Source organism: Burkholderia stagnalis, from assembly GCF_039848545.1.
Taxonomy (GTDB): domain Bacteria; phylum Pseudomonadota; class Gammaproteobacteria; order Burkholderiales; family Burkholderiaceae; genus Burkholderia; species Burkholderia stagnalis.
Window position 1 is genome coordinate 2,199,838 of the sequence record NZ_CP156685.1, and the last position, 12,873, is coordinate 2,212,710.

Sequence of the window (12,873 nt, forward strand, 5' to 3'; positions counted from 1 at the left end):
CAGTCAGTGATTGAACATTCGAGAAGAGGAAGGAAGTCATGAACGAAAAGCATAATCGGCACGTCCGGAATCGTCGGATCGACACCGCCGTTGCGGCGGCGGGCACTCACGCTGGCGTGCAGCGCGAAGATGAAGCCGGACGATCGCCGTGCCGGTCGAAGCCGTCGCTGGCCGTGCTGGCGGCGCTGATGCTGTTGCCGATCGCACAGGCGCATGCGGACAACTTTGCATTCGGCGGCGAAAGCGGCTCGACGAGCGCGACGATCGGCGGCGCCGCATCGGCGCCGACGGCCAACACGGGCGGCGTGAACCCGGCAATTGCCGGTGCCGACGGGACGAGCCAGAACGAGGCATTCGGCATCAACGTCAGCGCCAACGGCGGCGCTGCGGTGGCGGTGGGCGACACGGTCACGGCAAACGGCAGGAATGCGACTTCGGTCGGCAGCAATTCCTCGGCCATCGGTGCCAGTGCGGTGGCGTATGGCGGTGCGTCGAAGGCCAATGGCGCGTGGGCGACCGCGGTGGGCGCGCAATCGACGGCGAATCAGAATTTCGCGACCGCGCTGGGCAGCGGCAGTCAGGCGACCGGCGCGGCCGCTACCGCAATGGGCTTCCAGGCCATCGCGTCGGGGACCAATTCGGTGGCGGTCGGCACGGATTCGGCGGCCACCGGGGACGCCACGATCGCCATCGGCCGAAACAGCTCGGCATCGGGCACCGGTGCGATTGCGCAAGGCTTCAATGCGGTCGCCAACGGCGGATCCACGGGTTCGGTCGCGATCGCGATCGGCAGCGGGGCGACCGCGACGGCGTCGAACGCGTCGCCGGTCGCGATCGGGGTCGGCGCCAAGGCACTCGACGGCGAAGCGACCGCGATGGGCAATACCGCGTTTGCGCAGGGCGACGGTTCGGCCGCGTACGGGCAGAACGCCACGGCATCGGGCCTCGGTTCGGTCGCACTGGGCGGGCACGTCAATGCGACGGGACAAAACTCCGTGGCGATCGGCCTCAATGCGTCGGCCGCGGACGCCAACTCGGTCGCCCTGGGCGCGGGTTCGTCCACGTCGGCCGTGAATCCCGTGTCGAGCGCGACGGTCGGCAATACGACGTACTCGTCGTTCGCCGGCACGAATCCGGTCGGCGTGGTCAGCGTCGGGGCGGCCGGCAGCGAGCGGCAGATCACGAACGTCGCCGCCGGCCAGATCTCCGCCGCCAGCACGGACGCCGTCAATGGCAGCCAGTTGTATGCCGTCGCCAAGCAGGTGGACACGCTGGCGACCGGCCTGTCGTCGGCCAACCAGAAGATCGGCTCGCTGTCGACCGGCCTGTCGACTGTGAATCAGCAGGTGGCGTCGCTGGCGAGTTCGCTGCAGACGCCCTCCGGCACGGCGACCGGCGCCCGCAGCGTCGCGGTGGGCGCGGGGTCGACGGCAAGCGGAACGAACTCCGTCGCGCTCGGCGCGAACTCGACGGACGAGGGGCGCAGCAACGTGGTGTCCATCGGCAGCCCGGCGCAGGCACGCCAGCTCACGAACATGGCGGCCGGCACGGCGCCGACCGACGGCGTCAACGTCCAGCAGTTGAACGACTCGATCGCGCAGGGCGTGGGCCAGGCGAACGGCTACACCGACCGGCAGATCCAGGGCGTGAACAACCGGATCGATTCGATTCGCCGGGATTCGGACGGCGGGGTGGCCGCCGCGATGGCGGTCGCGGGCTTGCCGCAGCCGACCCAGCCCGGGATGAGCATGGTGGCGGTGGCCGGCAGTGTGTATCGCGGGCAATCCGGCCAGGCGATCGGGGTATCGCATGTCACCGGCAGCAACCGCTGGGTCTACAAGGCCGCCGTATCGTCCAACACGCGCGGCACGTACGGCGCGGTCGTGAGCGGCGGATACCAGTGGTAAGGTCGGCCGCATGACGGACCGGCGAGGGCGTGCCATCCTCGCCGGTTTGTCCGTTTGATGAATCCGTCGGTTAACCGCGTTGAAACCGACTCGATGACGTTCGACGCTCGTCGGCCCGGGAAGTGTCGAGGGCAGGAATGCCGGGGGGCATTCCTGCGCGGCCTCGCGCTGACCGGCGTTCGCCGGTGCACCTACGACGGAAGTATCGTGCCGACGCGGCGAAGCGCTGCCGTCGGCACGATCACGTCTTCAATTCGGCTGAGAGCGCGACGCTCGTTCATGCGTCGATTGCCATGCCGATCCATTCCTTTGGGGCGTCGAGCGAAAGGAGAACAGATGTCACGCGATCCGTTGCCGGAACTGCTCGCTCGGCGGGCCGAACTGGACGCCCAGATCGAGGCGCAGCGCGAGGCGCGCCGCGAGGACGTTTTGGAACAAATCGTCAAGCTGATTCGCGAGTACGAGATCGATTTGCGGGTGGTGGAGGTGAGGTTGTCGAACCTCGCACCGACCGGCATGTCCCGCCGCAAGCAGGTGGAACCGCGCTACGTCGATCCGGTGAGCGGCGCGACGTGGGCGGGCCGCGGCAAGCGGCCGCGATGGATGCAAGGACGCAATCCGGAAGAGTTCAGGATCGCGTCGCCCGGCAAGCGGGCACGCGAGTCGTGATGCGCCTGTCGCCTGCTCACTGATCCTGCATGAATGTTCCGACATCCTTCGCATCCCGTTCCTGCCGGCCAGCATGGGCGGCGGGCGCCGCCCGACAAGCTGCCCTCAAGAATGTGTCACGCTCGGCCGATATCATCGAAGGTCGCATCGATAATGCGGTGGCGCAAGAACCATCGCGGCAATGTGCGGAATCGACGGGACGCGGAGCGGGTGGCGGCCGGATGGCTGTCGCGCCTTGACACACAAACGGCTCGGCTGACGGGGCAGCCGGGATGGCGGAGCAACAGCGGATGGGGCGGGAAGCGGGTGCGGGGCTGCATGCGGCCATGGTCGCTGCGATGGCGATACTTTGCGAGGCTGCGGCCGGTCATGCCTGCGCGCAAGCGACGGCGCCGACCGGCGAAACACGAGCTGGCGGCATAGCGGCACCGGCCGACAACCCGCGCGGCGCCACGCTGCCGGACATCACGGTGCAAGGATCGGCGCACGCGGAACCGGCCGGCCTGGTTGCTCGACACGCGATGACCGGCATGAAGGCCGATACGCCGATCGCCGAGATTCCGCAGACGGTCAACGTCGTCACCGCGCAGCAGATCGAGATGACCGGCGCGACCGACCTCAATCAGGCGCTGCGCTACACGCCCGGCTTTTCGTCGTTCGTCTCCAACAACCGCACCGACTGGTATGCAGCGCTGCGCGGCTTTACGCCCATGCTGTTCATCGACGGACTGCAGGCGCCGAATACGACGGCCCTGGCGGGCTGGCGCGTCGATCCTTACATGGTCGATAGCGTCGCCGTGCTGCGCGGGCCGGCGTCGGTACTGTATGGCGCAGGCGATCCGGGCGCGATCGTCGACGTGCAGACGAAGCATGCCGACGGCGAGCGCGTGAGGGAGGCCGGCGTGCAGATCGGCAACCATGCGCGCAAGCAGGCGATGTTCGACCTCGGCGATGCGCTCGACGCCGACGGCAAGTACGCGTATCGCCTGGTCGGGGTCGCGCGCGACGGCAATGCGCTGACCGGCCCGAAGGCCGACCAGCGCGTGGCGCTTGCGCCGTCGTTCCGCTGGCGGCCGAACGCGGATACGTCGCTCACCGTGTCGGCGACCTACCTGCAGGACTGGGGCGACATCTCATACAACTTCCTTCCGGCGCGGGGCACGGTTCTGCCGAACCCGAACGGGCCGTTGTCGCCGGGCATCTACATGGGCGACCCGAGCTTCGACCACTACCGCAAGAAGCAGTGGTCGCTCGGCTATCAGTTTGAACACAAGCTGAATTCGGTCTGGACGTTGCGGCAGAATCTGCGCTGGATGCACCTGTCGCTCGATGATGCGACGGTCTTCGGCGCGGGCCTTGCTCCGGGCAGCACGCGAGCCATGACGCGCGTCGCGGGGCTGTTCCAGCTGAACTACAGCCGCTTCGACGTCGACAACCACGCCGAAGCGCGCTTCGGCACGGGGCCGCTCGAGCACACGCTGCTGCTCGGCTTCCAGTACAACCGGCAGACGTCGACCGATAGCGAGTGGCTCGCCCAGGCACCTTATCTGGACCTTTATCATCCGGTCTACACGCCCGTCACGACGGAAATTTTCTCCGGCCGGACGTCGTTCGGCCACAGTGACCCGTACACCGCCATCGATACGGTCGGCATGTACGCGCAGGAGCGCGTGAAATGGAACCGCTGGACGCTGACGCTCGGCGGCCGCGAGGACTGGGCGAACCTGCGCCTGGATGACCGTCCTGCCGGCGCGCAGCCGAAACAGGACGTCAGTGCGTTCTCGGGCCGCGCCGGCATCACGTACCAGGGCGACTTCGGACTGGCGCCGTACATCGGCTATTCGACATCGTTTGATCCGGTCATCGGCGTCAGGATGGTTGGCGGCGGGCTGCCGCGGCCGACGCGCGGCAGGCAGATCGAGGCGGGCCTGCGTTGGCAGCCGCCCGGCAAGAACCTGATGCTGAGCGCGGCGATCTACCAGATCAACCAGACCGACGTCGTGACGCCGGCGCCGCTACGCCTCGATCCGACCGGCAGGACGTCGGTGCAGACGGGCGAGGTGCGTTCGCGCGGCATCGAGCTGAACGCGGTCGGGCAGGTGACACGCGCGTTGTCGGTCATCGCGTCGTACGCCTACCAGGACGTGAAGAACGTGAAGGCGAACGATGTATCGCTGAACCACTGGCCGGTCGACATCCCGCGGCCGCGCCAGATGGCGTCGCTGTGGGCCGACTGGACGTGGCACACCGGGCCGCTCGCGGGCTTCGGCCTCGGCGGCGGCGTGCGCTACCAGAGCGCGTCGGCCGGTGCGCCGGACAATTCGCTGACGGTCGCGAGCTATACGCTGTACGATGCGGCGCTGCACTACGGCACGCGCGACTGGCGTTTTGCGCTGAACGTGACGAATCTGTTCGACCGGCGCTACGTCAGCGGTTGCCAATCGTATTCGGTTTGCGTATTCGGCAACGAGCGCACGGTGGTGGCCAGCGCAAAATACAACTGGTGATCATGTGTCGATTTTCGGAGTGGATGGGGGTAACGCTTCCTTGGTTATTTAATTGACATAATCTCAATTATCGGCAACTTTGGTGTAAGAGCAAAGTTGTAATGTCGTATCTGGGCAAAGTTGTAATGTCGTATCTGGGCAAAGTTGAAATGTCGTAGTTGGCCGCGGGTTGGTTCATCCTGAGCGGCTCCTGATGGTCAACCAGGAGCCGCCCGTGGCCAACAACACCAACACGATCACCATGAGCATGCGAGAGCTGGATCGACTCAAGGTTGTCGAAGCGGTCGTCGAAGGACGGTTGATGCCGCGGCGCACACGCCGGGCGCGTGCGCCGCGGCCCGCGGTCGGGCCCTCACGCCACTTCGATGATGACCTTCAGCGCATGCGTTTCCGCGGCGCGACTGAACGTGTCGTAGGCCCGCTCGACGTCGTCGAGCGAGAAGCGGTGCGTGATCAGTTGCTTCGGATCGAGCCGCCCTGCGCGCACCGTCTTCAGCAGCATCGGCGTGCTGACCGTATCCACGAGCCGCGTCGTGATCGAGATGTTGCGATCCCAAAGCTTCTCGAGGTGCAGATCCACCTTCACGCCGTGCACGCCGGCGTTGGCCACGACGCCGCCCGGCGCGACGATCGACGTGCACATCTCGAACGTCGCCGGAATGCCGACCGCCTCGATCGCGCAATCGACGCCGATGCCGTCGGTCAGCTTCATCACTTCCGCAGCCGGATCGCCGCCACGGCCGTCGATGCACTCGGTCGCGCCGAAGCGCCGCGCGACGTCGAGCCGGTTGCGGTCCGGATCGATCATGATGATCTTCGCAGGCGAGTAGAACTGCGCGGTCAGCAGCGCGGCGAGCCCGATGGGGCCCGCGCCGACGATCGCCACCGTGGAGCCCGGCTGGACCTTGCCGTTCAGCACGCCGCATTCGAACCCGGTCGGCAGGATGTCGGACAGCATCACGAGCGCGTCCTCGTCGGCGCCGGGCGGCAGCCGGTACAGGCTCGTCTGCGCATGCGGGATCCGCACGAATTCGGCCTGCGTGCCGTCGATCCGGTTGCCGAGGATCCAGCCGCCCGTCGTGCAGTGCGAATACAGCCCGCGGCGGCAGTATTCGCATCGGCCGCACGATGAAATGCATGAAATCAGCACGTGATCGCCGGCCTTCAGCGTGTCCACGGCCGCCCCGACCTGCTCGACGATCCCGACGCCCTCATGCCCAAGCACGCGGCCGGGCTCGCACGTCGGCACGTCGCCCTTGAGGATGTGCAGGTCGGTGCCGCAGATCGTCGTGCGGGTCACCCGGACGATCGCGTCGGTCGGCGCCTGCAGTTCCGGCATCGGCCGCTGTTCAAGCGACTTGCGGCCGGGGCCGTGGAATACGAGTGCTCTCATTGCGTTTGCTCCGTGGAAAGGGGCATCCCCGTCGCTCACCAATGTAGGCGCCCGCATGACGGCCCGCTTGACCTCGGTCAAGCAGGCGCGACCGGTGGTGTGCGGCGGATGGCCGCCGGCCGCCGGGCATGAGCGCCGTTGATCTGAATCAAGCGTGCGGGGAGCCTGCTTCTTAGACTGAATCGAACTGACGGATCCACCGTTGATGGAGCGATCGCGATGAGCTACAAGAGCATTGCCGTGCACTTTGACACGAGCGACCGCGCCCATGCGCGCCTCGAGTTCGCATTGCGGCTCGCACGGCGATTCGGTGCGCATCTGACGGGCGTGGCCGCGATCTATACGCCGGAGCCCGCTTCGTTCTACGTGATGGCAGGCTCCGCGGACTATTTCCGCGAACTTCGGGAACGCCGCGACGAACGTCTCGCCGCGCTGGAACGCCTGTTTCACGCGGAAACCTTGCGCGCCAAGGTGTCGGGCAACTGGATCCGCGCCGACGTGCGGGCCAATGCCGCCATGCTGCATCACGCGCGTCATGCGGACCTGGTGATCGCGGGTCAAAGCGATCCGAACGACCCCGAGACGTTCGTCGACGATCAGTTCCCGGAGAACCTGGTGCTGTCCGCGGGCCGCCCCGTGCTGTTCCTGCCTTATGCGGGCGCGTTCAAGTCGATCGGAGAACGCGTGCTGGTGGCATGGGACGGCAGCCGGGAAGCCGTGCGGGCCGCGCATGACGCGATACCCTTCCTCGAACACGCGAAACGCACGACGGTCGTCAGCGTCACCGGCGCGGGCGACGCGGCGGCGGACATGCGCATTCCGGGCGCGGACGCCGCGCTGATGCTCGCGCGCCATGCGCCGGACGTCAACGTGCTGGACCTCGCCGGCACGGCCGATACGTCGGTTGGCGACACGTTGCTGTCGCGCGCATACGATACGGGCGCCGACCTGCTCGTGATGGGGGCCTATGGGCATACGCGCTGGCGCGAGCTGCTGATGGGCGGTGCGACGCGCACGGTGCTCGCGTCGATGACGCTGCCGGTGCTGATGTCGCACTGAGCCCGTGCAGGCGCACGCGTGCGACGCGAGGCCCGCGCTTGATCCAGATCAGCGCACTCTCCACCTGCACGCCGAAGATGAAACCCTGTCTTCCAGTTCAAGAGGACTGCCATGTACTCGAATATCCTCGTTGCGCTCGACGGCAGCGAAACGTCGTCCCGCGCACTCGAAGCCGCACTGACGCTTGCGTCCGAATCGGGTGCGCGGCTGACGCCCGTTTATGTCGTCGATTTCATGGCGCCCGCCTACGACGCGCTCGGCTACGATCCGTCGATCCTGATCGGCGCATTCCGCGAAGAAGGACAGCGCGTGACGGATGACGCCGCGAAGCGCATGGCTGCCCGCGGCGTGTCGGGTGCGACGCAGATCGTCGACGTCGACGCGGGCGAAGACATTGCACATCGCATCCTGAGCGCTGCGCGGCAAATCGGCACCGATCTGATCGTCATGGGCACGCACGGCCGGCGCGGCTTCCGGCGCCTCGTGCTGGGCAGCGTGGCCGAACGCGTGCTGCGCGGCGCCGCGTGCCCTGTCCTGATGATCACGGCGCACGGTGCGCCCGCGCCTGCCGCGGAAACTGCGGCTTCGTCCGAAAAGGAATCGTCATGAGCTACAAGACCTTGCTCGTCCATCTCGACGACAGCCCGCGCTGCGCGACGCGCGTCGCGCTGGCGCTCGACCTCGCGCAGCGCTGCAATGCGCACCTGATCGGCCTGTATGTGGTCTGCCAGGATCTGTTCGAGCCGCTGCGCCGGCGCGACGAGCCGCTCGAGCTCGCGGTTTACGAACGCTTGTGCGAGTCGCGCCGGAAGCAGGCGGAAATCGCGTTCCTCGATGCCGCACAACGGGCCGGGCGCAGCGTCGAGTGGCGCGCGCCCGCCGGTCCCGCCACGGAGACGGCAACGCTGCACGCGCGGCACGCGGATCTCCTCGTGCTCGGCCAGACGGACCCGCACGACCGCACCACGTACATTGCCCCGCATTTCGTCGAGGACGTGGTGACAGGCTGCGGCCGGCCGGCGATCATCGTGCCGTACGCGGGCCTCGTGCGGACCTTCGCCGAAAACGTGCTGATTGCATGGGACGGCGGCCGCGAGGCGGCCCGCGCGGTGGCCGATGCGCTGCCGTTGCTCAAGCGCGCCCGCTTCGTCACCGTCGAAACGGTGGAACGCCACCGTTCCGATCCGGACAAGACGCCCGCGGGCGTCGATGTTGCGGCCTACCTCGAACGCCACGGCATTCGCGCCTCCTTCGCGACGACGCCGCGCGAAGGCGACATCAACACGGGCGAGACGCTGCTCAACCGGACCAGCGACCTGCATTCGGACCTGCTCGTGATGGGGGCCTACAGCCACGCAAGGATGCGCGAGCGCGTGCTCGGCGGCGCAACGCGAACCATCCTCGAAACGATGACGGTGCCGGTGCTGATGTCGCACTGATCCGCGCCGTGCTGCGCCGCGTGCCGGCCACCTGGAGATCGTCACATGACTTCCGTTACATCACTTTCCGCAGGCGCTCAGCTCGACGATCGATTGCGAGCGCTGCTGCGCTACGCGGTGATGGCGCCATCGAGCCACAATTCCCAGCCATGGCGATTCATGATCGACGGCAACACGATCGCGGTATGCGCGGACCGGGTTCGCGCGTTGCCCGTCATCGACCCGTTCGACCGCGAGCTGATCATCAGTTGCGGCGCGGCGCTGCTCAACTTGCGCGTCGCGCTGAACCATGCGGGGCTCGCGCACACGATCAGCACCTTCCCGTCCGACGTCGATCCGGACGTGCTCGCACTCGTTCGCATCTGCGACGACGGCTATTCCGACGCGAATCTCGGCGCCCTCTTCGACGCGATCCCGATCCGCGTCACGACGCGCGCGCCGTTCGAGTCCACGCCCGTTCCCGACGCGCTCCAGCATGAATTGATCGCGGCCGGCGCGGCGGAAGGCGCCAACGTGGCCTGCGCGGATTCGATCGCCCGACGGGCCAGGATCGCCGAGCTGATCGCCGAGGCGGACCGTGCGCAGTTCGAGGATGCGCGTTTCCGGCGCGAGCTGGCGAGCTGGATCGATCCTCGCCGGCGCGTCGACGGCATGCCCGCGTTCGCGGCCGGCGTGCCGGCCTTGCTCGATTTCGCATCGCCCGTCGTCACCACCGCGGTGCGCACGTTCGATTTCGGCAACGGGCTCGCCGCGCTGCATCACCAGCTCGTCGGCGCGTCGCCGCTGCTCGCCTGCATCGCCACCGCGCGCGACGACCGCGATGCATGGCTGGCCGCCGGGCAGGCGCTGGAGCGGATGCTGCTCGTCGCCGCGCGCGCCGGCCACACGGCGTCTTTCCTGAACCAGCCGATCGAAGTGGCGGAGCTGCGCAAACGTCTCGCCCACATGCTCGATCTCGGCGGTGTGCCGCAATTGCTGCTGCGCATCGGCCGCGGCCCGCATACACCGCACTCGCCCCGCCGGCCGCTCGACGAGGTGGTGTCCTGATCGCTGCCCCGGGGCGGAAAAGAACAAGCGCTTCATGCGCCATTTCGCTGCCGGCGTGCTTGCCGCCCCGGCTGGCCCGGCCGGCGCGCAAACATCGCGACGTGCCGCATGCGCGAGCGCGGCTTGAACTCAAGCTGCCGCGCGGCAGCCAGTCGCCCTGCCCTGTTTCGCCGGCCCCATCAGCGTTGCAGGCCGGATGTGGCCCTTCATCGAAAGCCCCCGAGCGCGTGCCGACGAACCAAGGGCGATCGATTGCCGCGATCTCCACCTGTTTACCCGTTGCGAAACCGCGACGGATCTTCCGCGCCCGACCGCCTGCGGGTACGTGCATTGCTTCGTAGGCAGTAAGCCGTGTGTAGGAATCCGCTGATCGCCTTCGCGCGATTCCTACGTAAAGTTCGGGGCTGCCTGATTGAATCCCCCTGGGACGGCCACGATACTGGAGACATGCCAAAGGGCTAAGCGGCATGCCGACAGCACGCAAGGCGATCAGGAGGCGCGCCATGTCACACGCGACATATCGTTCCGATTCGGGGTATCGAGCCATATACCAGACAGGGGCACCGGCTGCTGTCGCGCCGGCTGCGGAACTCCGCGCGGCGCTCGACACGCAGGCGCTGCTTGCGCTCGCGCGCGAAGCCGGCATGCTGGTCATGCTCGACGCGCAGATCGGCAGCGAACGCTACGAAAGCGTGACCGGATCGGTTGCGGCGTTCGCCCGCTTCGCGCAGGCGCTTCGGCTTTCGACCCTCGAGGCGGCATGACGCCCCGCGTCTTCGCAGCGTGCCGATATAGCCGGCGACGGTGCCCGCATTTGCCGGCGACGCATCGCAACCCATCGTCGCGCTGAGGCCCTCGGCCGGCCTTGTGCGCAACGGGCCATTCCCATGGCGAGGACGCGATGAACTGGCCGTCTTCCGAACGCCTCACACGGTATCTTCCCGGGATCGCGCTGCTGGCGCACTACCGGCGCGCATGGCTTGCGCGCGATCTCTACGCGGGCGTCGCCCTGACGGCGGTGCTCGTGCCGGTGGGCATGAGTTATGCGCAGGCCGCCGGCCTGCCCGCCGTGACGGGGCTCTATGCATCGATCGCCGCGTTGGTCGCCTATGCGTTGCTGGGCCCGAGCCGGATTCTCGTGCTCGGGCCGGATTCGGCGCTGGCCGCGCTGATCGCCGGCGCCGTCGCGCCGCTCGCCGATCACGACCCGCAACGCGCGGTGGCGCTCGCAGCCGCGCTGGCCCTGTCGGCCGGCGCCATCTGCATCCTGATCGGCATGCTCGGGCTCGGCTTCGTCACCGATCTGCTGTCGCGCCCGATCCAGTATGGATACCTGAACGGCATCGCCGTCACGCTCGTCGTCGGCCGGCTGCCGGAGCTGCTTGGCGTGCCGGCGGCGACCGGCGACATGTCCGCCATCGGCCACCGCCTGGTGCGCGCGCTGCTCGATCACCAGTATTCGGTGAGCGCATGCATCGTCAGCGCGGGCGTACTCGTGACCGTTCCGCTTCTGAAGCGCATCGCGCCGCACTGGCCGGGAATGCTGATTGCCGTGGTGGCGGCCACGCTGGCCACGCATCTGCTGCCGCTGCACGGCATCGCGACGGTCGGCACATTGCCCGCCGGCGCACCGGCGCCGCATTTTCCGGCCGTCTCGATTGCAGACGTGGCGGCGCTCGCTTCGGGTGCGATCGCGATCGCGGTCGTGTCGTTCGCCGACATCAGCATGCTGTCGCGCGCACTCGCCGCGCGTGCGGGCGACGCGCCGGAGCGCAATCAGGAGCTGGTCGCGCTGGGCGCCGCCAATCTGCTGGCCGGCCTGATGCAGGGCTGCGCCGTCAGCAGCAGCGCGTCCCGCACGCCCGTTGCGATGGAAGCGGGCGCGCAGAGCCAGGTCACGAACCTGGTGGCGGCGGCCAGCATCGTGCTGCTGCTCGTTGCCGCGCCGACGCTGCTGACGCAGGTGCCGCGCGCCGCGCTGGCCGCGGTCGTGGTGCTCGCGGCGTGGAGCATCGCGGATATCCGCAGCGTCGTGCGGCTGTACCGGATGCGTCGCGGCGAATGCCTGATCTCGGTGCTGTGCTTCGCAGGCGTGATCGCCGCGGGTGTCGTGCCGGGCATCCTGCTCGCGAGCGCGTTGTCGCTGCTGTCGTTCGTATGGCGGGCCTGGCACCCGTATGACGCCGTGCTCGGCCGGCTGACGGGCGTGCGCGGCTATCACGACGTCGGCCGGCATCCGGACGCCGTGCAGACGCCGGGCCTCGTGCTGTTTCGCTGGGATGCGCCGCTCTTCTATGCGAACGTCGAGATCTTCTGCGAGCATCTGGACGCCGCGCTCGCGCGTGCGCAGCCCCCTGTCACGCGCGTTGTCGTCGCGGCCGAGCCTGTCACCGATATCGATGTCAGTGCGGCAGATCGGCTCGTCGCGCTGGGCGACGAGCTCAGGGAGCGCGGGGTCGTGCTGTGTTTCGCGGAAATGAAGGGGCCGGTCAAGGACCGCCTGCGCGCGTATGGGCTGTTCGACAAGTTCGGGCAGGCAAACTTCTTTCCAACGTTGACCGATGCCGTCGCGCGTCATGTCCGGATGCAAAACGAATACGCGCGAACCGGACATGTGTCGCGCACGCGTCGCAGGCGCCTGCGGCGCAAGACGCAGCGAGCGACGAGACGCTGATTGCTTCGCCGCTTCGCCGCTTCGCCCACCGGGCGCCCGTCTCACCCATCTTGCCGGGCAAGGTCACGGCGCCGTCACGGACCGCGATACCGATGTGCTGCGCCTCGCGTTCAGTGTGACATGTGGAATGAAATATCGAATTGTTGTTTTCTAAATATTCAATAATCAGAAATTGCAT

Annotated in this window: 10 protein-coding genes; 9 read left to right on the forward strand and 1 reads right to left on the reverse strand. The window is 67.6% G+C overall.

Translation table 11 applies throughout. The features are described 5' to 3' along the window. Positions 1 to 38 precede the first annotated feature (38 nt). The 3 genes from ABFO07_RS10285 to ABFO07_RS10295 all read left to right on the forward strand — a co-directional run bounded on the left by ABFO07_RS10285 (position 39) and on the right by ABFO07_RS10295 (position 5,083). On the forward strand, positions 39 to 1,907 hold the full coding sequence (locus ABFO07_RS10285) for a YadA family autotransporter adhesin (RefSeq protein ID WP_347467091.1): 1,869 nt from the start codon (positions 39 to 41) through the stop codon (positions 1,905 to 1,907). Between the two features lie 336 nt (positions 1,908 to 2,243). Beyond that, positions 2,244 to 2,576 carry an H-NS family nucleoid-associated regulatory protein gene (locus ABFO07_RS10290; protein WP_059881859.1) on the forward strand — a complete coding sequence of 111 codons (333 nt, stop codon included), beginning with the start codon at positions 2,244 to 2,246 and terminating at the stop codon, positions 2,574 to 2,576. A gap of 290 nt (positions 2,577 to 2,866) precedes the next feature. After that, positions 2,867 to 5,083: a TonB-dependent siderophore receptor gene (locus ABFO07_RS10295; RefSeq protein ID WP_347468652.1), complete on the forward strand. Its 2,217-nt coding sequence runs from the start codon at positions 2,867 to 2,869 to the stop codon at positions 5,081 to 5,083. A 352-nt stretch (positions 5,084 to 5,435) separates the two neighbouring features. Here ABFO07_RS10295 and ABFO07_RS10300 read toward each other — a convergent pair whose 3' ends face one another. Next, positions 5,436 to 6,476 (reverse strand): zinc-dependent alcohol dehydrogenase family protein, encoded by a 1,041-nt coding sequence (locus tag ABFO07_RS10300; protein WP_059561770.1) that lies wholly within the window; start codon positions 6,474 to 6,476, stop codon positions 5,436 to 5,438. Between the two features lie 219 nt (positions 6,477 to 6,695). Between ABFO07_RS10300 and ABFO07_RS10305 the strand changes: the two genes are divergently transcribed. The 6 genes from ABFO07_RS10305 (at position 6,696) to ABFO07_RS10330 (ending at position 12,695) form a co-directional block, all read left to right on the forward strand. Further along, the gene (locus ABFO07_RS10305) at positions 6,696 to 7,535 is read left to right on the forward strand and encodes a universal stress protein (RefSeq protein ID WP_124516666.1); all 840 of its coding nucleotides are present in this window, start codon (positions 6,696 to 6,698) and stop codon (positions 7,533 to 7,535) included. 111 nt (positions 7,536 to 7,646) lie between these two features. After that, a complete protein-coding gene (locus tag ABFO07_RS10310; protein ID WP_060017497.1) occupies positions 7,647 to 8,144 on the forward strand; it encodes a universal stress protein in 498 nt (165 codons plus the stop codon). Further along, entirely contained in the window at positions 8,141 to 8,974 is an 834-nt protein-coding gene (locus ABFO07_RS10315; RefSeq protein ID WP_124483199.1) for a universal stress protein, read from the forward strand. Before ABFO07_RS10310 ends, ABFO07_RS10315 begins: the two co-directional genes overlap by 4 nt. A 45-nt stretch (positions 8,975 to 9,019) precedes the next feature. Then, positions 9,020 to 10,021, forward strand: a complete 1,002-nt coding sequence (locus ABFO07_RS10320) for an Acg family FMN-binding oxidoreductase (RefSeq protein WP_347467094.1) — start codon at positions 9,020 to 9,022, stop codon at positions 10,019 to 10,021. 503 nt (positions 10,022 to 10,524) lie between these two features. Beyond that, on the forward strand, positions 10,525 to 10,785 hold the full coding sequence (locus ABFO07_RS10325) for a hypothetical protein (RefSeq protein ID WP_347467096.1): 261 nt from the start codon (positions 10,525 to 10,527) through the stop codon (positions 10,783 to 10,785). Between the two features lie 137 nt (positions 10,786 to 10,922). Beyond that, entirely contained in the window at positions 10,923 to 12,695 is a 1,773-nt protein-coding gene (locus tag ABFO07_RS10330; RefSeq protein ID WP_059806723.1) for a SulP family inorganic anion transporter, read from the forward strand. Positions 12,696 to 12,873 lie beyond the last annotated feature (178 nt).